The organism is Alloactinosynnema sp. L-07 (genome assembly GCF_900070365.1).
Lineage (GTDB): Bacteria > Actinomycetota > Actinomycetes > Mycobacteriales > Pseudonocardiaceae > Actinokineospora.
The window spans coordinates 3204406-3224499 of record NZ_LN850107.1 but is presented as its reverse complement, the minus strand read 5'-3'; the positions used below and the strand labels follow the sequence as shown (position 1 = coordinate 3224499).

Sequence of the window (20094 nt, the reverse complement as noted above, 5' to 3'; positions counted from 1 at the left end):
TACGCCATTCGTGTCAATCGCGATCCCAGCGAAATCTGATCTTATGAAGACATGGAGCTGGCCACACGGCTGACCGCGCTTCTCGCCCAACTCGACCAGGTTCGACACACCATCGCTACGGCCGCCAATCACCTCGACACATACGCGACGACGCTGGCAGCGGCGACCTTCGGTACGACCGATGCCGAGATCGACCAAACGATGGCGACCCTCGCAGGTACTGCGAGCGAGCTGCAGCGTTCGCGCGATGCCGTTGCCGCCGCCAATGAACATCTGCGTCGTTACCTTGACGGCCTCGGTTTCGGCGTTCCGAGGCCGCCCGGTTCGCTGTCCCCGTCGGTGACTGGCGTGGAGAACCGTCACGGTGATCGCTACCCAGTCGCTGCCTTGCCCTACTCCGATGATCTTCCTCCGCGCGTTCGCCGAGGCGCGCGGAACTCGCCGATGACCGGTCAAGTGGAGATCGACGGACGCTTCATGGGCACGGTGGGCGCTACGGCCCGCGATACGTGGACCGAGCAAGTCGTCCGGCGCGTCCAAGTGCTGGGCTTGCCGATCGAGGCGTTCGCGGTCGTCAACCACGTGGAAATGAAGACCGTCGCGATGCTGGTCATGGGGAACGGTCGACACGCCCGGGTCGTCATCAACCACGCCCCTTGTGGCTCCGAACCGACGGCGACGGTTGTAGGATGCGAGCAATTCCTGCCAGCGTTCCTGCCGAAAGGAAACACGTTAACGGTGCATGGGACCGACGCTCACGGGAACCCGTTCGAGCGGACGTACGTAGGCAGGGCCTCATGGTGACTCCCGCTGTTCTCGAAGTTCCGTTCATGCACCTCGACACCGTCGATGAGAGCCGCGACCTCGTGGGGGCCATCAAGGCACTCAACGCGGGCGGGGTGGAGATCCCGTGGGTCTGGTACATCTCGATCGGACCGACTGATCCGCTGGCCCACGGCAGGTCGACACTCGCCGTCGGGATCCACAACGACATCGGCGCGTTGATGTGGTCCCGCGACTCCGTTCGGTATGTGCCCGCCTGTGGAACCAACGATGACTGGGTGACGTATAACCTCGCCGGGCTGCACGACTCGCTTCTCCCGCCGCAGGTGGAGGTTCCCGTGGAGATCGCGTACGCGGCGCTCAGGGAATTTCTGGACACGCGCGGCCAGCCGACGTGTGTCCAATGGCAGGAAGCCGCCCCGGTGGAGACGTTGTATCAGCGATAGGCGTTTCCGGGCTGGAAAACGTCAGCCATTCGTGTCGGTTTGCGGTTACCGCCGAAACTGATCTCATGGAACACATGAGCGAACAGGTTCCCGCCCGCAGACGTGCCCTAGCCGCCGAACTGGCCGCGCTTCGACTGCGAGCAAACGTGACCAACAGCGACGCGTCCCGCCGGACCGGGATCTCGGCGGCGAGCCTGAGCCGGATCGAGAACGCCAAGAGGCCGGTGCGGCTGGAACAGGTCACGGCGTTGTTGGCCATCTACGGAGTGATCGGCAAGGAACGCGACGACACTCTGGCCATGGTCGAGGAAGTCACGTCACCGGGCTGGCTTGAGGACTCCCAACGACTTTCCGAGATGGTGGCCGCCTTGGTGCAGTTCGAGTCCCAGGCGGTTTCCATGGTGCACTTCGCGCCGTCGAACGTCCCTGGCCTGCTTCAGTCGCCCGCGTACGCAGGCGCGATTATGGCCGATGGCCTCGGCGAGGACACGGAGAAGCTGCTGGCCAGCCGAATGGACCGGCAGAAGGTTCTGCGCAAACTCGCCGCCCCTTCGTATGTCGCGATCCTCGATGAGGCGGTGCTCAGACGGCCGATGGGCGGCCGGTTCGTGATGGCCGAGCAGATTCGCTGGCTGATCGACTGCGCGAAGTTGCCCAATGTGGACATTCGGGTGATCCCGTTCAAGTACGGCGGCTACAGCAGCCCTGGAGACTTCACCGTGCTGAGCTTCCGGGACGCTCCAACCCTCGTCTATGTCGAACACAGTGGCGCTTGGGGATTCCTGCACAGCCTGGATGCGACCCGCCGCCTGCAAGCAATTGCGGCTAAGCTACTGAAGACAGCTTTGGATTCCACCGATTCGGTGAAGTTCCTGACCATGATGGCGGCCGATCACGACAGGAGTTGAAACGGCGTGCGCGGAGAGTGGCGGAAGTCCAGCTTCAGCGGCGGGGACCAGCCGAGCTGTGTGGAGGTCGCGTTCAAGGCCGACATCCGGATCCGTGATTCCAAGAATCCGTCGGGTGGCGCGCTGTGTGTGCCGGCCCCAGCGTGGGATCCGAGGTTGCTGATCAGCTTGCTCTCAGCGGTTGATCGCTGAACTCGCTTCAAGCCTCCGCGCGGTCAGTCTCACCGTCTACGGGCCGGATGGCTTCGTTCGCGAGAACAAGGGAGGTGCGACCTGATCGTGGGTTCCCTAGTCGTGTACTACTCGCGGTCCCACAGCTCGGCGCCCATCCGAGTTCAGACTGAGGACGAGGTGGACGCGCTTGTCGACCAAGTCCGCGAAGAGTCTCCTGCCGCCGCGCCCGTCCTGATGCAGTGCTACATCTCCGACGACATTCACTCCCAGGAGTTGAGTGTCGGCGTGGTCGACACGCGCGGTGTCATCCGATATGCCGGGGAAGACGCGTCGGATGGGGTCTACAGCACAGGCGTGGGCTCATCCGACGGCGAACCGCTTGCCTACTTCTACATGGACACCTGGACCGGATTCCCAGCCAACTCTGAGGTGTCGCTCGATGTCGTCCGACCCGCGTTGAAGCAGTACCTCTTGACTGACGGTGCACGCCCGACCGGCGTCTCTTGGCAGTACGGGCCAGAAGCTGATCTCTGATCAGCCCTGGATTCGGGGCCAGGCGTGCTGTTCCTCCAACCCGAACGCCACCTCGATCAACGTCCGCTCGTCCCCATAAGCCGTCGACAGTTGCACCCCGATCGGCACACCCTCACGAGACATCCCCATCGGCAGCGAGATCCCCGGCGTCCCGGCGATGTTGTTCAGCGGTGTGTACGCGCAGTACGCCGTCAGTCGGGTCAGCAGTTCGTCGAACGGCACCGTCGGGCTCAAGTGTCCAAGCCGAGGCGTTACGTGGGCCAACACCGGTGAGAGCACGACCTCATGCCGCGCGAACAGCCCCGCACAAGCGTGATTGACGTTGCGCAGCCGGTAAAGCGCCCCAGCCGTCCCGCGCATGTGGCGGCGGTAGTACCCGCGCAGACCTTGGGTCAGGCCGTCCAACCTGCTTGCGTCGAATGAGCGGTCCAGGGCGTACCGGCTGAACTTGGCCGCCATAGTCGCCAGCAGTCCCCAGTACAGCGTGAAGTCCGCCGCGAACCGGGCGTCCACCGGCAGCGCGATCGGTTCGACGTGGTGTCCCTGCTTCTCCAGCAGCGTGGCCGTGTACTCGACTGCCGCGCGGGTCTGCGGGCAGACCTCCGCCCCGGTCGCCGTCTCCAGCACCAAGCCGATCCTCAGCCGCCTGCGGGAGGGGCCGAGGATCTGGCCGACCGGCGGCAGGGAAGGGTTGCGCCAGTGGTCTTCCGCCGCGGCGAAGAAGGCGGCCGTGTCGCGGACCGAGCGGGTCAGGACGCCCTCGGAGATGATGTTGATCGGCAGTCTTCTCGCTTGTTCGCCGTCGCGGTGCCTGCCCCGGCTGGGCTTCAAGCCGATCAGCCCGGCCGCCGCCGCGGGGATGCGGATGGAGCCGCCGCCGTCGTTGGCGTGGGCGATGGGGACCGCGCCCGACGCCACGAGCGCCGCTGAGCCTCCGGAGGACGCGCCAACCGAGTAGTCGGTGTGCCAAGGATTGCGGACCGGGTCCTCGGCCATGTACTCGGTGGAGGCGTTGAAGCCGAACTCGGGCATGCGGCTCTTGCCCAGCACGGTCATGCCGGTGCTCAGGTACTGCCGGGCGTAGCGGCCGTCAGTGGGCGACGGTTTCGCCTGGTACGCGGCAGTGCCGTGGTTACAGGGCATCCCAGCCACATCGGTGTTGTCCTTGACCAGGGTCGGGACGCCGAAGAGCGGGGCGTGCCGGTCGGCGGAGCGGCGGGGGCGGTCGAAGGACTCGAACGCGACGGCGTTCAGTGTCGGGTCGACCTGTCGGATGCGCGCGATCGCGGCGGCCTCGACCTCTTGCGTGCTGACTTCGCCACGACGGATCAGGTCGGCGATCCCGACGGCGTCGTGGTCGGCGAGGACGTCGTCGGTGAAGGCGTGCACGCGAGTCTGCTCCATGTTGGCAGGGTGCCTGTTCGCGCGGATGATGTCTAGAAGAACTTCCAGGAAACTTGCTACGGTCTGACTGTGGAACCCCGCAAGCACCGCGTGAACGCCCAGGTCCGCCGGGACGCGCTCCTCAAAGCCACCGTCGAGGTCGCCGCGGAGAACGGTATCGCGGGAGTGACACACCGGGCGGTGACCGAGAAGGCGGGGTTGCCGCTGGCCACCGTGAGCTACTTCTTCGACTCGATCACCGACCTGGCCATCGAGGCGCTGCGGGTCTTCACCGAGGCCGACGTCGCCCGGCAGCGCGCCCTGGCCGAAGCGCTGCGCGACCAGCACAGCGAGCCCGACGAGATCGCGGTCGCCTTCGCCGAGGCCGCCGCCGCGCGGATGCCCGAGTCGCTCGCCCTGTTCGAGGTGTTCCTGCACGCCGCCCGTGCGCCGGAACTAAGGGCGGCGGTGGCCGAGGCGATCACGGCGGGCAGGCAGGTGGCCGCCGAGGCCGCCCGCGCGGCGGGAGCCGAGGATCCCGACGCCGCCGCGTTGCTGGCCCTGGCACACGGCTACGCGTTCCACACCATCGCCGCGCCCGACACCGTCGACCCGGGCGCACTGAGGAGGGCCTTCCGTGCGCAGTTCCTCGGCGGCCTCCTGGAAAGCGGCCAGGTCGATCTCGCGGTGCGTCTGGCCACCCAGGACCGGTGACAGTCTGTGGTCTCTGGTAGACCACCGGGTATGCCCAGCCCCGACCCCGACGCGCTCTTCCAGGTCGCGGTCGCCAAGAAGCCCGCGACGAAGGGCAAACAGCAGCCCGCCGCGGAACTGCCCGTCGCCAAGGTCTACGTCGACGTGCCCCTCGCGCACCTCGACCGCACCTACGACTACCTCGTACCCGACAAACTCGACGCCGAGGCCGTCCCCGGCTGCCGGATCCGGGTGCGCTTCGCCGGGCAGCTCGTGGACGGGTACCTGATCGAACGGGTCGCCGAGTCCGACCACCCTGGCACCCTCCAGTTCCTCGACCGCGTGACGTCGCCCGAGCCGGTGCTGGCCCCCGACATCGCGCGCCTCTGTCGGGCCGTCGCCGATCGCTACGCCGGGACGATGATCGACGTGCTGCGGCTGGCCATCCCGCCGCGGCACGCGCGGGTCGAGGCCGAGGATGTCGCCGAGACCGCCCCGCGACCGTCCACACCGGACTCGACAGGCTGGTCGCGGTATCCGCGCGGGGCCGCGTTCCTCGACGCCGTCCGCGCCGGACGCCAGGCGAACGCGGTCTGGCAGGCGCTGCCGGGGGAGGACTGGCCGACCCGGCTCGCCGAGGTCGCCGCGACCGCCGCGTCGGCCGGGAAGGGCGCGGTCATCGTCGTGCCCGACCACCGCGACGTCACCCGGGTCCACGCCGCCTGCGCGAAGCTGGCCGAGGGCGTCGTGGCGCTGTCGGCCGACCTCGGGCCCGCCAAGCGCTACCGGGGCTGGCTGTCGATCCGCCGGGGCGTCAACAACATCGTCGTCGGCACCCGCGCCAGCGCGTACGCGCCTGTCGCCGACCCGGGAGTCGTGATCGTCTGGGACGACGGCGACGACCAGCACTCCGACCCGCGCTCGCCCTACCCGCACGTGCGCGACGTGCTCATCCAGCGCGGCACCCTCGACCACACGACGGTCCTGGTCGCCGGGTTCGCCCGCACCGCCGAGGCCCAACTGCTCGTCGACTCCGGCTGGGCGCCCGAGATCGTCGCCACCCGCGACACCGTCCGCGCGGCGGCGCCCAGGGTCACCGCCATCGGCGAACACGACTCGCAGCTGGCCCGCGACCCGGCCGCCCGCACCGCCCGCGTCCCCTCGGTCGCCTTCGACGCCGCCCGCGCCGCGCTGAGCGCTGGGCATCCGGTATTGGTTCAGGTCCCGAGACGCGGGTATGCCCCATCCCTGACCTGCCAGGACTGCCGCACACCTGCCCGTTGCCGACGCTGCGCCGGGCCGCTGCACCAGGGCTCGTCGGGTCCGCCGTCCTGCCGCTGGTGCGCCGCCGCCGACGCCAATTACCGCTGTCCTTCCTGTGGCTCGCGCCGCCTGCGCGCGGTCGTCATCGGCGCCAAGCGGACCGCCGAGGAACTCGGCCGCGCGTTCGCGGGCTTCCCCGTCCGCACTTCGGGCGGCTCGGAAGTCCTGGCGACGGTGTCCGCCGACCCCGCCATCGTCGTGGCCACGCCAGGCGCCGAGCCGGTCGCCGAATACGGCGCCGCGCTGCTGCTCGACGCCTGGGCCCTGCTCAACCGCGCCGACCTGCGCGCCACCGAGGAAGCCCTGCGCCGCTGGATGACCGCGGCCGCGCTCGTGCGCCCGGCCGGGGACGGCGGCCGGGTCGTGGTCATGGCCGAGTCGGCGACGGTGCCTGTGCAGGCCCTGGTCCGCTGGGATCCGGTCTGGCACGCCCAGCAGGAACTCGCCGCGCGCACCGAACTCGGCTTCCCGCCCGCGGTCCGGATGGCCTCGGTCGACGGCACCCCCAGCGCTGTCGACACATTCCTCGGCGAGTTCCCGCTCCCGCCGACCGGCGAGATCCTCGGCCCCGTCCCGCTCGGCGAGCCGGACAACGACGGCCAGGCGGTTCGCGAGCGAGCCCTGCTCCGGGTGACCAGGGCCGAGGGCCGCGCCCTCGCGGCGGCCCTCGCGAAAGCCCAAGCGGTGCGGACCGCGCGCAAGGAGCAGTCGCCGCTGCGCGTCCAGCTCGACCCGCTCGACCTGGTCTGATCACTCGGCGAACAGCTCCCCGGCGTACACGACGGCCCCGTCCTGGCCGAACAGCGTCACCTCGACGCCGCGCGGCACGGACTCCGGCTTCGGCGCCAGATCCTCGGGGATCTCCATCGCGAACCCGGTCTCCACGATCGGCACAATGACCGGCTCCGCCGCCCCCACCTTGACCGTCATCGCGGTGACATTCGGCTGGACGAACCCCACGACCCGCGCGCCCTGGCCGGGATCGGCCTTCACCAGCCGGGCGTGCCGCAGCGGCTGGGCCCACAGGTCCTGGCCTGCGACCACCTCGAACGTCGACCGTCCAGTCTTCGAGACGCACACCGCCACAAAGTCGTTCAGTTGGGCCGTGACCACCTGGGCCGAGCCCACCGCCGCGGTCGCGCCGGGCTGCCAGAACAGCGCGTCGGCAGGCCGGGGACTGCTCGCGTCCACGCACTGACCGAGCCGCGCGCCCCGTTCCGACGCCCGGTCACCCGGCGGCAGCGGACGGTCGACCACCGACACGGCCGAGTCGTCCGGCCGAGGCAGCTCCCGCACCTGTCGACGCGGCACACCCGGCAGCGACGGACTCGCCCGCCACGTCACGTTCGCGTCCGTGGGCAGCGCCGGGAGGATCCACAGGCCCTCCCGGACGTCGGCCAGCTTGATCCGGTTGTCCCACTCGACCGCCACCGCTGCCCACGTCGGGTCCGCGATCCCGCCAACCGAGCCCGAGCCGGTGACCACGGTGACCGCGGTCCCGGTGCCCTCGACGTAGTGCGGGGTCGCCGCCGGGTCGGACACGGTCACCGAGGTCACCGTGGTCTCGCAGAACACCGGCGTCGCGCCCGCGCGGATCCCGATCACCGCCTTCCCCGGCTCCCGCGCGGTGACCACGGCCTTCCAGGTTGACCGCGGCGGGTAGCGGTCGGTCTTGCCCGCGCTCACCAGCGCCGCCCAGCAGCGGTCGATGTCGGCCGCCGCGTTCGGGGCGATCTCCGGGTCGCGCGCGGCCGGGGCGTTGCTGTCGCCCGCGGTCATCGAACTGAGCCACCCGCCCGCGATCACCGCCGACACCGCCGCGGCGACCACCAACTGAGTGCGCAGCTTGCTGTGGCTCGCCGGGGTGTCGTCGAACGTCTTGGCCCGGACCCGGTCGCGGATCTCGGGCGGCATGGTCCGCGGCTTGGCCAGGTAGGGCTTCCAGTCCTCGGTCACGACGTCTCCTCCAGCATCGCGCGCAGCCGGGCCCGCGCCCGCGACAGCCGGGATCGCACGCTCACCTCGGCCACCCCCAGCAGCGCCGCCGCGTCGGCCGTCGGCACCTCGCCCAGCAGGCACAGTTCGACCGCCTCGCGTTCGGCCTTCGGCAGCCTGCGCACGGCGTCGGCGACCTCGCGGGTCCGCCGGTCGTCGTCGACCCGCCGGACCACGGTGTCGGCGTGATCGGCCACGGTCTCGTCGTGCGGCAGCCGCCGCACCGCGCGCAGGAAGCGGGTCGAGCGGCGGTTCTCCGATCGCGCGATGTTGCCCGCGACCGCGTAGAGCCAGGGCAGCGCGCTGTCGCGGACCAAGGTCACCTCGCCGCGCCGGGTCCACGCGGTCAGGAAGGTGGCCGACGCGATGTCCTGGGCCTGGCTCCATGACCCGGTCAGCCGGTAGGCGTGGTTCCACAGGGACTCGACGTGCCGCTCGAACAGCACCGCGAACGCGGACCGGTCGCCGTCGGCGGCCCGGTCCCATAACAGTGCGTCGGTGTCGGGAACGGTGTCCTCGCTCAGCGCCGCCCCCTGACCCGATCGCGCGATGGTGGTCACGATAGGAGGTGTCCGATCCCGGCCGGGGCGTTGCGTGGCGATCGGGTGAATAGACTGGTTCGACCGCCCCCCGTCCGAGAGGAGCCCCGTGACCGTCCAGCCGATCCGCCTGTTCGGCGATCCTGTGCTGCGCACCGCCGCGGTCGAGGTCGTCGACTTCGATCTGGAGCTGCGGAACCTGGTCAAGGACCTCTGGGACACCATGGAGTCGCAGGGCGGCGCCGGGCTCGCCGCGCCGCAGGTCGGCGTGGGTCTGCGGGTGTTCACCTATCACTGCGACGGTGCCATGGGCCACCTGGTCAACCCGGTGTGGACCTCCGTCGGCGAGGACGTCCAGGACGGCCCCGAGGGCTGCCTGTCGATCCCCGGCTACTCGTGGGACTGCCGTCGCCACCTCAATATCGTGGCCCGTGGCTGGAACATGCACGGCGAGCCGCTGGAGATCGAGGGCTCCGAGTTGCTCGCCCGCTGCATCCAGCACGAGACCGACCACCTCGACGGCGTGTTGTTCCTCGACCGCCTCGACGAGTTGACGCGGAAGCAGGCGATGAAGGAGATCCGGACCGCCGAGTGGTTCGACGGCGCGGTGCCCACGATCAAGCAGAGCCCGCACTCGTTCTTCGGGGCGCGCTGATGCGGCTGGTGTTCGCCGGGACGCCGGAGGCCGCGGTCCCGTCGCTGCGCGCGCTGCTCGACTCCGAGCACGAGGTCGTCGCCGTGGTGACCAGGCCCGACGCGCCCGCGGGCCGCGGCCGCAAGCTGATGCGCTCGCCGGTCGGCGAACTCGCCGACGAACACGGCATCGAGGTCCTGACCCCGGCCAAGGCGTCGGACAAGGCGTTCCAGGCGCGGCTGCGCGACCTCGAACCCGACGTGTGTCCCGTGGTGGCCTACGGCGCCCTGCTTCCGCAGTCGGCGCTCGACATCCCGCGGCTTGGCTGGGTCAACCTGCACTTCTCGGTCCTGCCCGCGTGGCGGGGCGCGGCCCCGGTGCAGGCGGCGGTCTATCACGGTGACGAGATCACCGGGGCCAGCACGTTCCGCATCGTCAAGGAACTCGACGCCGGGCCGGTGTTCGGCGTGCTGACCGAGCCCATCCGCCCCGACGACACCGCGGGCGCGCTGCTCGACCGGCTCGCCGAGGCGGGCGCGGGACTGCTAGTGTCCACTGTGGACGGCCTGGCCAACGGCGGCATCGCAGCGGTCGAGCAGCCCGCCGACGGCGTCAGCTACGCGCCGAAGATCTCCGTCGAGGACGCCAAGGTCGACTTCACGCTGCCGGGCCTCGCCGTCGACCGGCGGATCCGCGCGGTGACGCCCGAGCCGGGCGCGTGGGCCGAGTTCCGCGGCGAGCGGGTCAAGCTCGGCCCGATGACCAGGGCCGAAGGGGTCGAGGCCGCGCCGGGTGAGCTGGTCGTGGAGCGCAAACGCGTCCTCGTCGGCACCGCCACCTGGCCGCTCAAGCTCGGCGAAGTACAAGCCCAAGGAAAGAAGCGCATGCAGGCGACCGACTGGGCGCGCGGCATCCGAATCGAAGCAGGAGAGCGACTTACGTGACGCAGCCAGGCAAGCGAGCGCACCGGCCGTCTCGGCCGGGCAAGGCCAGGCCGCCGCGCCGCCCGGACACCCCGGAGCGGCCCCCGGTTGACGACCCGGCCCGCCGCGCCGCGCTTGACACGCTGCGCGCGGTGCGGGCCGACGACGCCTACGCCAACCTCGTGCTGCCCAAGCTGCTGCGCGACCGGCGCATCTCCGGGCGCGACGCCGCGCTGGCCACCGAGCTGACCTACGGCACGTGCCGCGCGCTGGGTCTGATCGACCAGATCCTGGTCGAGTGCGTCGACCGGCCCATGTCCAAAGTAGAGCCGCTACTGCTCGACGCGCTGCGCCTGGGCGCCTACCAGCTGCTGCGCACCCGGATCCCGCCGCACGCCGCCGTCGCGTCCACTGTGGACATCGCGCGGGCCGACCATGGCTCGCGGGTGACCGGGTTCGTCAACGCGGTGCTGCGCAAGGTCTCCGAGCTGGACGAGGAAGCCTGGCTCGACCGGCTCGCCCCGGACCCGGCGGAGGACCCGGTCGGCAACCTCGCCGCCCGGCACGCCCATCCGCGCTGGATCGCGCGCGCCTTCGCCGACGCGCTCGGCACCACGGGCGACGAACTCGGCGCCGCGCTCAAGGCCGACGACGAGCGGCCGCTCGTGCACCTGGTGGCCCGTCCGGGCGAGGTGAGTGCCGAGGAGCTGGCCGCGATCACCGGCGGCGACGAGGCGCCCTACTCGCCGTACGGTGTACGACTTGAGGCCGGGGCGGGCGACCCTGGCGATCTTGAGCCGGTCCGCGAGCGATTGGCGGGCGTGCAGGACGAGGGCAGCCAGCTGTGCGCGCTGGCGCTGACCCGCCCCGAGATCGACGGACCTGACCAGCGCTGGCTCGACCTGTGCGCGGGCCCCGGTGGCAAGGCCGCACTGCTCGGCGCGCTCGCCGCGATCAACGGCGGCACCGTGGACGCCGTCGAGCAGGCCCCACACCGGGCGCGGCTGGTCGAGCAGATCACCCAGGGGTTGCCGGTCAAGGTGCGGGTCGCCGACGGCCGCAGCTCCGCGCTGGAAGGTGGGTACGACCGCGTCCTGGTCGACGCGCCGTGCACCGGACTCGGAGCGCTGCGCCGCAGGCCCGAGGCGCGCTGGCGCAGGCAGCCCTCCGACGTCGGCGACCTGACCAAGCTCCAGCGTGAGCTGCTGACCTCGGCGGTCGGCCTGGTCCGGCCGGGCGGCGTGGTGGCCTACGTGGTCTGCTCGCCGCACCTGGCCGAGACGGTCGGCGTGGTCAACGACGTGATCCGCAAGACCGGCGTGACCGTGATCGACGCCCGCGAGTTCTTCCCCGACGTGCCCGACCTCGGCGACGGGCCGTTCGTGCAGCTGTGGCCGCACCGCCATGGCACCGACGCGATGTTCTGCGCGCTGCTGCGTCGATGAGGGTGCTCGGCCTGGTCGCCGCCGCGGGCGGCGGCGTCGACCAGCGCCTGCGGGTCGAGGTCGCCGAGCCCGCGGTGGCCCGCGGGTGGCGGCTGGCGGTCACGTTCACCCCGGACGCGGGCCGGTGGATGGACGCGGTGGGGGAGACGGCGCGGGTGCAGGCGCTCACGGACCTGCCGGTGCGCAGCGTGTCGCGGCTGCCGTCGGAGCCGAAGCCGTACCCGATCCCGGACGCGTTCCTGTTCGTGCCCGCCACGGCGAACTCGCTGGCCAAGCTCGCGCTGGGGATCACGGACAACCAGGCCCTCACCGCGCTGGGCGAGGCGCTGGGCACACCGGGTGTTCCCATGGTCATCCGGCCGCAGGCCAATGCCGCCCAACGGGCGCATCCCAGGTGGGCATCACATGTGGACACGTTGATCGGCGCCGGGGTACACATCGCCGACGGCGCGGCGACCGACCCGTGGGAGCCGCTGTTGGATGTGCTGGAGGCGCTTTGAGCAAGGTCGCGATCATCGCGATGGGTGGCACCATCGCCATGGCCCCGAGCAGCGCGGGCGGCGTCGTGCCCGCCCTCGGCGCCGACGACCTGATCGCCGCGGTCCCCGGCCTCGCCGAACTGGACGTCGAGCTGACCGCGCGGACACTGCGCTCGCTGCCCAGCCCGTCCATCGGCTTCGACGACCTGGTCGCGCTGTCACACGCGGTCCGCGCCGAGATCGAGGCGGGGGCGACGGGGATCGTGGTCACCCACGGCACCGACACGATCGAGGAGACCGCGCTGTTCCTCGATCTGACCGTCGACAGCCCAGCTCCCGTCGTGGTCACCGGCGCCATGCGCGCTCCCGCGTCGGCGGGCGCCGATGGTCCCGCGAACCTCTACGCCGCCATCCGCGTCGCGCTGTCACCGGCCGCGCGCGGGCTGGGCTGCCTGGTCGTGATGTCCGACGAGGTGCACGGCGCCCGGTTCGTCCGCAAGAGCCACACCAGCAGCACCGGCGCGTTCGTCTCGCCCGGTTTCGGCCCCCTCGGTCTGATCGTCGAGGGCGAACCCCGCCTGCGCGGCACCCCGCGCGTGACGCTGACCCTGCCCGCGGGCGACGGCATCGCGGGCCTGCGCGTCGGCCTGATCACCATCGCGCTCGGCGACGACGGCGAACTCCTGCGCCGCTCCGGCGACGCGTTCGACGGGATTGTCATCGCGGGGCTGGGCGCTGGTCACGTGCCCGCTGGCATGGTGCCGCTGGTGGCCGAGTTCGCGGAGCGGATGCCCGTGGTGCTGGCCTCGCGCACGGGATCGGGATCGGTGCTGCGGCAGACCTACGGATATCCGGGCTCCGAGCGCGACCTGCTCGACCGCGGCCTGATCCACGCGGGCTTCCTCGACCCGGCCAAGGCCCGGATCCTGCTGCAACTCCTGCTCGCCGACGGCGCTGACCGCGACCGCATCGCCGCGACGTTCGACCTGTACCGATGACCGCGCTGTGGATCGGCCTCGGCGTGCTTGTCGTACTCGTGGTGCTGCCGCTGCCTCCGTGGTCGGCGCGCGGTTGACATCCAAGGTCCTGACCAGCCGCGATCCGATTGGATCGAAGATGGGTACGACTCCTAGCGGGTCGTTGGTTCAAGGCTTTCGCGCCGGACGCTGGCGGGCGCAGCGGCGGCTGGTGACAAACGGCGTTCACCGAATACCGAACCCACGCCGTTACCTGTCGAAGAGGGACCTCGTGCCTTGACGATCTCCTGCCTTCGGCGGACAGGGCCCCGGGTCGCCGATTAATGTACAAGCGTGTTCATCATGGAAGACGCGCTGGCCGACGCCCAGCGTAAGGTTGCCCGGCTGCGCCGCGTCGCCGCCGAGGATCCCAGCCACCGACCGACCCTGGCCATGACCCTCGACGGACTCGGGCTGCTCCTGGGCGTGTCCCGCCGCCGCGACCTGGCCGCCGCGGCTACCCAGGAAGCGGTCGACCTGTACCGCGACCTGGCGCGCGCCGAGCCCGCCGCCTACCGCGCGCCGCTGGCGACGACCCTGGCCAACCTCGGCGGACACCTGTCCGAACTGGGCAAGCACAGCAGCGCGGTCACCGTGATCCGCGAGGCCGTCGAGCTGTCCCGCGACCATCCCGCCGAACTCGCCTCCGCGCTCACCAGCCTCGGTCTCACGCTCTCCGACATGGGTAGGTTGGACGACGCGATCGCCGCGACGCTGGAGGCGATCGCGCTCTACCGCCCGATCGTGATCGCCGACGCCAAGGCGCACGCGGGCCACCTCGCCGCCGCGCTGGCGGGCGTCATCCAGCAGCTGCACGACGCGGGCCGGGCGGAGGATGCGCGTCCGTACGGCCACGAGGCCGCCGGGCTGCGCCGCTGGCTCCAGGTGGCGGAACCGGACATGGTCGCCTTCATCGACGACCTGATCGCCAAACACGGCTACGTCATCACCGAGGACGGCCGGTACACCAAGATCACCACGCCCGCCCAACCGTCCACAATGGACGAGACGGCGCGGCAGCGGGTGCGCACGCTCAACGCCCGCGGGCTCGACCTGATCGCGGAGAACCGGCTCAACGAGGCCGTCAACGAGTTCGCCGACGCGATCCACCTGCTCCGCGCGCAGCGGCCGACCGACGCGTCCGCGCTCGGCATGTGTCTCCACAACCACGCGCTCGCGCTCGGCAAACTCGGGCGGACCGCCGAAGCGCTGTACTCCCTCGATGAGGCCATCCACCTGCGCCGAATGCTGGTCAAGGGCAAGCCCGACCTCCACCAGCCGCTGCTCGCGGAGTCGCTGAACGATCTCGGCAGGCGGCTCGGCGAACTGGGCAGGCACGCCGACGGGCTGATCGCCCTTGAGGAATCCGTGGCGCTGTTCCGCAAGACGGACAACGCCGACGGCCTGGCAATGAGCGTCAACAACCTGGCCATCAGACTGTGTGACCTGCGCCGCCACGAAGAAGCGCTCACCGCCACCGATGAAGCCCTTGACCTCTATCGAAGGCTGAGCGCCGACAACCCCGCCGCATACCTGCCCCTGCTCGCGATGACGATGGACAACCTGGAGCTGCGATACCGCCACCTCGGCCGCCACCGCGACGCGCGCGCCGCGGCTCGGGAAGCCAAGGCCATCCGGCGCGGGATCGGCTAGATCGGCTTGAATGGGGTCATGGACATTCTCAGCCCCGCGATCAGCGACTACCTGCTCGCGCACTCGACCCCCGCTGACGCCCTGCTGCGCGACCTCGCGGCGGAGACTCTTGAGGCCTACCCCGACGCCTCGGTCATGCAGATCTCGCACGACGAGGGCGAGTTCTTCACCATGCTCGTACGCATCCTCGGCGCCAAGAACGCCGTCGAGGTCGGCGTGTTCACCGGGTACTCGTCGATCTGCGTCGCGCGCGGGCTCCCCGAGGACGGCAAGCTCATCGCGTGTGACGTCAGCGAGGAGTGGACGTCGATCGCCCGCAAGTACTGGGAGCGCGCGGGGGTCGCCGACAAGATCGACCTGCGCATCGCCCCGGCGATCGAGACCCTGCGGGCGCTGCCGACCGACCCGGTGATCGACTTCGCCTTCATCGACGCCGACAAGGAGAGCTACCCGGCCTACTACGAGGAACTCGTCCCGCGCCTGCGCCCCGGCGGCGTCATCGCACTGGACAACGTCCTGCGCGGCGGCCGCGTGGTGGACGAGTCCGCGCAGTCCGACGCCGATGTCGCCATCCGCCAGGTCAACGACCTCGTCGTGGCCGACCCCCGCGTTCACTGCGTGATGCTCCCCTTGCGCGACGGCGTGACGCTGGCCCGCAAGCTCTGATCAGACCCGCCACGAGGCGTCCGGCGGGAACCCGGTCCAGCGCAGCTGGGCGGGCAGGTGGCTCATGTCGTTGAACACCAGCACCGCCGCCGGAAGCCCCGGCGCGTAACGGATCACGGTCAGCGCCGCGTGGCAGTGGTTGAGGCCCAGCCACCGCCACGCGGGCGCGTCCACCGCGGCCCGGACCAGCCAGGCGATGAGGAAGTTGTGGGTGACCACCAGTTCGTGCCGGTCCTCGCGACCCTCAGCCGGGCCGGTGAACTGGTCCACCGCCGCCCGCGCCAACTCGGCGCCGTCGGCGATATCGAACTGGTTCAGGAAACCGAGGTAGAGCCGCGCCTCGCCGTGCCGGGTCAGATGGAGGGTGCGCGTTGCCACACCCCGTACCTGACGCGTGTGAGTCGATCAGGTCGTCGCGGTCAGAGCAGGGGCACGTCGGGCGGGATCTGCATGGCGATCGTGATCAGGGAGTGGATGCGGGCGCCGATGGCGGCGAGCAGGCCCTGTGACTGTGGCCCGGCGTGTTCGGCGGCGGCCTGGAGCAGGCGCAGGTCGGCGTCGATGCGACCGAAGACGGTCGTCACGTCGGTGGTTCGGGTGTTGAGCGCGGTGGCGATCTCGTCGAGGGAGACGCCGTGGGCCTCCAGCTGGCGGATGAGGCCGATGGTGGCGACGTCCTCCGGCTGGTACAGCCGGTAGTTGCCGGTGGTGCGCACGGCCGGGGTGAGCAGGCCGAGCGAGGTGTAATAGTCGACGGTGCGGGTGCTGACTCCGGCACGCACGGCGAGTTCGCCGATGCGTAAGAGTTCCTGGTTCAACGGACTCACCTCCCGGACGGCCCGACGGGCCGGATCAACCATACAGCGCCACGTGCTAGTGTCGGATTTGTGAGTTTCGACGCCGATGGGGACAGTAGCCGGCCGGGGCGAGCCCGGCTGACCAGGACCGCACGTAGTGGCGGGTGCGCGGGGTGTTGATTCTCGCCGGTGTGCTCGTGACGGTGGTGCTCACCGCGGCCACCGGATACTTCGTGGCCCAGGAGTTCGCCTACATGGCGGTCGACCGCGGCAGACTGCGGCAACTCGCCGAGGCGGGCGACAAGCCCGCGGAACGCGCCTTGCGGGTGACGCAGCGGTTGTCCTTCATGCTGTCGGGGGCTCAATTCGGCATCACCGTCACCGCGTTGCTCGTCGGTTACGGCGCCGAGCCGCTGCTGGGATCTGGGTTGGCGGAGCTGCTGGGGTTGGCCGGGATGTCGGCGACGGCGTCGTTGTCGTTGTCGGTCACGGTGTCGCTGATCTTCGCCACGGTCGTGCAGATGGTGCTGGGCGAGCTGCTGCCGAAGAACTTGGCCATCGCCAAGCCGGTGGCCCTCGCACGGGCGCTGAGCGGGTCGACGCTGGTGTACCTGAGCGTGGCGGGGCCGCTGATTCGGATGTTCGACGCCGCGGCGAACCGGCTGCTGCGGGCGGTGGGCATCGAGCCGGTCGAGGAACTGCCGCAGGGCGCGACCACCGAGGACCTGTCGCGGATCTTCGACGAGGCGGGCGCGCAGGGCCACCTGGACCCGGAGCTGACCCGGCTGCTCGACCGCGGCCTCGACTTCCGCGTCCTTACCGCGGAGCAGGCGATGACCCCGCGCGTGGACGTGCACACGCTGCGCGCGCAGGACCCGGCCGCCAAGGTGGTCGACATGCTCCACACTGGACATTCCCGGTTCCCGGTCGTCGGCCGGGATCTGGACGACCTGGTCGGCGTCATCGGACTGGCCGAAGTGCTCACCATCGCGCCCGAGCTGCGCGCGCACACCTCGGTCGGCGGGTTGGCCTCGGCCGCGGTCGTGGTGCCGTCGACGCTGTCGCTGCCCGCGGTCTTGGAGCGGCTGCGCGCCGAGCACCGGCAGCTGGCGTGCGTGGTCGACGAGTTCGGCGGGTTCGCCGGGGTCGTGTCCCTGGAGGACCTCGCCGAGGAACTCGTCGGCGACATCCGCGACGAGGACGACCTGGCCGAGGACCGCATCGAGCCCATGGGCGCGGACACCTGGGAGGTGCCGGGGCGGGCCCGCATCGATGAGATCGCCGACGCCACCGGCGTGCCACTGCCGCCGCACGAGGACTACGACACCCTCTCCGGGCTGGTCATGCACCAGCTGGGTCGAGTGGCCGTCGTCGGCGACGAGGTCGACATCACCGTGCGCACGCCGAGGGCCGATGTGGAGCTGACCCCGCGCAGGCTGGTGACGATGCGGGTGACCGCGGTCTTCCGGCATGTGCCGCGCACGGTGCTGCTGCGGGTCAGCCCCATGCCCGCCGAGGGCCGCGACCAGAACGGGTGGACGCGATGAATATCGGGTGGGCACTGGCCGCCTCGCTGGCCTTGCTGGTGGGCAACGCTTTCTTCGTCGCCGCGGAGTTCGCGCTGATCTCGGCCAAACGGCACCGGCTGGAACAGGCGGCCGCGGAGGGCAGCCGCGCCGCGCGCGCCGCGGTGGCGGGCACCCGGGAGCTGTCGCTGATGCTCGCGGGCGCGCAGCTCGGGATCACCTTGTGCACGCTGGGATTGGGCGCGTTGGCGGAGCCCGCCTTGGCCGCGGTGCTTGACCCGCCGCTGTCCGTGCTCGGGCTGCCCAGCGGGCTCACCCACGGGATCTCGTTCGGGATCAGCCTCGCGCTGGTCGTGTTCCTGCACATGGTGGTCGGGGAGATGGCGCCGAAGTCCTGGGCGATCTCCCACCCGGAGCGCTCGGCGCTGCTGTTGGCGGTGCCGTTCCGCGGGTTCGCCCGCGGTGTCCGCTGGCTGCTGGCCGCGCTCAACGGCCTCACCAACGCCATGCTGCGACTGGTCAAGGTCGTCCCGCAGGACGAACTCGCCCAGGCCCACCGGCCGGACGACCTGCGGATGCTGATCCGCCAGTCGGCTGAACACGGGCTCATCCCGGAGGCCCAGCAGCGGCTGCTCACCCGCATGCTCACCCTGCGGCACACCACCCTGGCCGACGTCACCATCCCCATCGCCGCCACGGTGACCGTCACCGACGCCGCCACCGCCACCGAGATCGAGGACCGCAGCCGCGAGTCCGGCAGATCCCGGTTCCCGGTGACCGACCGCCATGGCAGGTACATCGGCCTGGTCCACATCCGCGACGTCATGCGGGCCACCGCGACCGGCGACGATCCGACCGCCCGCGCCTTGATGACCACCCCGGTCACCTTGCGGGCGGACCTGCCGGTGGTCGCCGCGGTCACCGCCATGCGAGAGCGGCGCGCCCAGCTCGCCCTGGTCACCGACGGCGGGTCCGGCACCACGGTGATGGGTATCGCGGCACTGGAGGACCTCCTCGAACAGCTCATCGGGGAGTTCGACGACGAGACCGACACCCCCAGCTGAATGCGGCGCCACCCCCGGCGCCGTGTCATCCCCTACTCCTTCCAGGAGGAAACACCGATGTTCAAACGGATGCTGAGCGCCTTCGGTGTCGGCGGCCCCACCGTCGACACCGTGCTGGACTCTCCGCATGCCACCCCCGGGCAGGTGATCACCGGGCAGGTCCGGATCCAGGGCGGCAGCGCCGACGCCGAGATCGGCCAGGTGGTGCTCGCCCTCGTTACCAACGTCCGCACCCAGCAGAGTCACAACGCGGGCGCGGAGTTCCACCGCGTCGTGGTCGACCAGAACGTCCGGGTGGCGGCCGGGCAGCCGCTCAACCTGCCGTTCCGCCTGCACCTGCCCTGGGAGACCCCGATCACCGCCGTCGGCAACACGGCATTGCCCGGGGTGGGTGTCGGCGTGCGCACCGACCTGGTCATCTCCGGCGCCCCGGACAAGGGCGACCTCGACCCGGTGCTGGTGCACCCGATGCCTTCCCAGGACCGCGTACTCGACGCCTTCGGGGAACTCGGCTTCCAGTTCCGCAAGGCCGACGTCGAAGCCGGACACCTGCACGGCGTGCGCCAGGAACTCGGCTTCTACCAGGAGATCGAGTTCTACCCGCCCGCCCAGTTCGCCAACGTCGTCACCGAGGTCGAACTGACCTTTGTCGCGGATCCCGACCACCTCCACGTCATCCTCGAAGCCGACAAGCGCGGAGGTGCGTTCCAGTCCGGCGGCGACGCCTTCGGTCACTTCCGCCTCTCGCACTCCGAGGCCAAGGACACCGACTGGGCCGAGACGGTCACCCAGTGGCTGAGCGCGGTCGCGCAACGCCGACCCGCCTTCGGCGGCCACAACCCAGCCTTTGGCGGCCAGCCCGGGTACGGGCAGCAGGGCCACCATGACCAGCACCGCGGCCGCAGGGGACCGGGTATGGGCGCCATGATCGGCGGCGCGGCGGCGGGCATGGTCGGCGGCATGATCATCGGAGACATGCTGGGCGACGCCTTCGACGGCGACGACTCCGGCGGCGAGGAATAGCCGTCAGATCCGGTTGAACGCCTGCCCTCTCGCGCCAAGCGGGAGGGCAGGCGTCGTCAGTGGACTGTGGTCCCTGCCACGGTCGGGTGA

The 20094-nt window shown here is 70.7% G+C and carries 22 protein-coding genes; 17 read left to right on the top strand and 5 right to left on the bottom strand.

Going from position 1 to position 20094, the window contains the following annotated elements:
* Positions 1-51 precede the first annotated feature (51 nt).
* The 5 genes from BN1701_RS14240 (at position 52) to BN1701_RS14220 (ending at position 2845) form a co-directional block, all read left to right on the top strand.
* Entirely contained in the window at positions 52-804 is a 753-nt protein-coding gene (locus BN1701_RS14240; protein ID WP_054049089.1) for a DddA-like double-stranded DNA deaminase toxin, read from the top strand.
* Positions 798-1229, top strand: a complete 432-nt coding sequence (locus tag BN1701_RS14235; protein ID WP_172803249.1) for an Imm1 family immunity protein — start codon at positions 798-800, stop codon at positions 1227-1229. Before BN1701_RS14240 ends, BN1701_RS14235 begins: the two co-directional genes overlap by 7 nt.
* Positions 1187-2137 carry a helix-turn-helix transcriptional regulator gene (locus BN1701_RS14230; RefSeq protein WP_157367977.1) on the top strand — a complete coding sequence of 317 codons (951 nt, stop codon included), beginning with the start codon at positions 1187-1189 and terminating at the stop codon, positions 2135-2137. The genes BN1701_RS14235 and BN1701_RS14230 overlap by 43 nt, the downstream gene beginning before the upstream one ends.
* 6 nt (positions 2138-2143) lie before the next feature.
* Positions 2144-2329 (top strand): DUF397 domain-containing protein, encoded by a 186-nt coding sequence (locus BN1701_RS35535; protein ID WP_054049084.1) that lies wholly within the window; start codon positions 2144-2146, stop codon positions 2327-2329.
* A gap of 87 nt (positions 2330-2416) precedes the next feature.
* A complete protein-coding gene (locus tag BN1701_RS14220; RefSeq protein ID WP_369800538.1) occupies positions 2417-2845 on the top strand; it encodes an Imm1 family immunity protein in 429 nt (142 codons plus the stop codon).
* On the opposite strand, the gene BN1701_RS14215 is transcribed toward BN1701_RS14220, so the two are convergent.
* Positions 2846-4249: an amidase gene (locus BN1701_RS14215; RefSeq protein WP_054049082.1), complete on the bottom strand. Its 1404-nt coding sequence runs from the start codon at positions 4247-4249 to the stop codon at positions 2846-2848.
* Between the two features lie 69 nt (positions 4250-4318).
* Between BN1701_RS14215 and BN1701_RS14210 the strand changes: the two genes are divergently transcribed.
* The gene (locus BN1701_RS14210; RefSeq protein WP_054049078.1) at positions 4319-4942 is read left to right on the top strand and encodes a TetR/AcrR family transcriptional regulator; all 624 of its coding nucleotides are present in this window, start codon (positions 4319-4321) and stop codon (positions 4940-4942) included.
* 30 nt (positions 4943-4972) lie between these two features.
* Positions 4973-6994 (top strand): primosomal protein N', encoded by a 2022-nt coding sequence (locus BN1701_RS14205; protein ID WP_054049077.1) that lies wholly within the window; start codon positions 4973-4975, stop codon positions 6992-6994.
* Here the strand turns inward: BN1701_RS14205 and BN1701_RS14200 are convergent, their stop codons facing one another.
* A complete protein-coding gene (locus BN1701_RS14200) occupies positions 6995-8200 on the bottom strand; it encodes a hypothetical protein (protein ID WP_054049075.1) in 1206 nt (401 codons plus the stop codon).
* On the bottom strand, positions 8197-8790 hold the full coding sequence (locus BN1701_RS14195) for an RNA polymerase sigma factor (protein WP_054055856.1): 594 nt from the start codon (positions 8788-8790) through the stop codon (positions 8197-8199). Before BN1701_RS14195 ends, BN1701_RS14200 begins: the two co-directional genes overlap by 4 nt.
* Before the next feature lie 97 nt (positions 8791-8887).
* Here BN1701_RS14195 and def point away from each other — a divergent pair, with 97 nt between their 5' ends.
* The 7 genes from def (at position 8888) to BN1701_RS14160 (ending at position 15594) form a co-directional block, all read left to right on the top strand.
* Positions 8888-9433, top strand: coding sequence for a peptide deformylase (gene def, locus BN1701_RS14190; RefSeq protein ID WP_054049073.1), 546 nt, complete (start codon positions 8888-8890; stop codon positions 9431-9433).
* Positions 9433-10356 carry a methionyl-tRNA formyltransferase gene (fmt, locus tag BN1701_RS14185; RefSeq protein WP_054049070.1) on the top strand — a complete coding sequence of 308 codons (924 nt, stop codon included), beginning with the start codon at positions 9433-9435 and terminating at the stop codon, positions 10354-10356. Before def ends, fmt begins: the two co-directional genes overlap by 1 nt.
* Positions 10353-11780, top strand: a complete 1428-nt coding sequence (locus tag BN1701_RS14180; protein WP_054049069.1) for an RsmB/NOP family class I SAM-dependent RNA methyltransferase — start codon at positions 10353-10355, stop codon at positions 11778-11780. The genes fmt and BN1701_RS14180 overlap by 4 nt, the downstream gene beginning before the upstream one ends.
* A complete protein-coding gene (locus tag BN1701_RS14175) occupies positions 11777-12280 on the top strand; it encodes a flavoprotein (protein ID WP_054049068.1) in 504 nt (167 codons plus the stop codon). Before BN1701_RS14180 ends, BN1701_RS14175 begins: the two co-directional genes overlap by 4 nt.
* Complete coding sequence (locus BN1701_RS14170; protein ID WP_231949599.1) at positions 12277-13257, top strand: asparaginase; 981 nt, start codon at positions 12277-12279, stop codon at positions 13255-13257. The genes BN1701_RS14175 and BN1701_RS14170 overlap by 4 nt, the downstream gene beginning before the upstream one ends.
* Positions 13258-13578: 321 nt before the next feature.
* Positions 13579-14928: a tetratricopeptide repeat protein gene (locus BN1701_RS14165; protein ID WP_231949846.1), complete on the top strand. Its 1350-nt coding sequence runs from the start codon at positions 13579-13581 to the stop codon at positions 14926-14928.
* Positions 14929-14946: 18 nt separating this feature from the next.
* Positions 14947-15594 carry an O-methyltransferase gene (locus tag BN1701_RS14160; RefSeq protein WP_054049064.1) on the top strand — a complete coding sequence of 216 codons (648 nt, stop codon included), beginning with the start codon at positions 14947-14949 and terminating at the stop codon, positions 15592-15594.
* Here the strand turns inward: BN1701_RS14160 and BN1701_RS14155 are convergent, their stop codons facing one another.
* Positions 15595-15972, bottom strand: a complete 378-nt coding sequence (locus BN1701_RS14155) for a histidine phosphatase family protein (protein WP_157367975.1) — start codon at positions 15970-15972, stop codon at positions 15595-15597.
* 41 nt (positions 15973-16013) lie between these two features.
* Positions 16014-16412 carry a MerR family transcriptional regulator gene (locus tag BN1701_RS14150; protein WP_304439914.1) on the bottom strand — a complete coding sequence of 133 codons (399 nt, stop codon included), beginning with the start codon at positions 16410-16412 and terminating at the stop codon, positions 16014-16016.
* Between the two features lie 152 nt (positions 16413-16564).
* Between BN1701_RS14150 and BN1701_RS14145 the strand changes: the two genes are divergently transcribed.
* Genes BN1701_RS14145 through BN1701_RS14135 form a run of 3 tightly spaced genes read left to right on the top strand, consistent with a single transcriptional unit; the run spans position 16565 to position 20004 of the window.
* Complete coding sequence (locus BN1701_RS14145; RefSeq protein WP_054055854.1) at positions 16565-17938, top strand: hemolysin family protein; 1374 nt, start codon at positions 16565-16567, stop codon at positions 17936-17938.
* Positions 17935-18981 carry a hemolysin family protein gene (locus tag BN1701_RS14140; RefSeq protein WP_054055853.1) on the top strand — a complete coding sequence of 349 codons (1047 nt, stop codon included), beginning with the start codon at positions 17935-17937 and terminating at the stop codon, positions 18979-18981. Before BN1701_RS14145 ends, BN1701_RS14140 begins: the two co-directional genes overlap by 4 nt.
* A 57-nt stretch (positions 18982-19038) precedes the next feature.
* Complete coding sequence (locus tag BN1701_RS14135) at positions 19039-20004, top strand: sporulation protein (RefSeq protein WP_054049058.1); 966 nt, start codon at positions 19039-19041, stop codon at positions 20002-20004.
* The last annotated feature ends 90 nt before the right edge of the window (positions 20005-20094 follow it).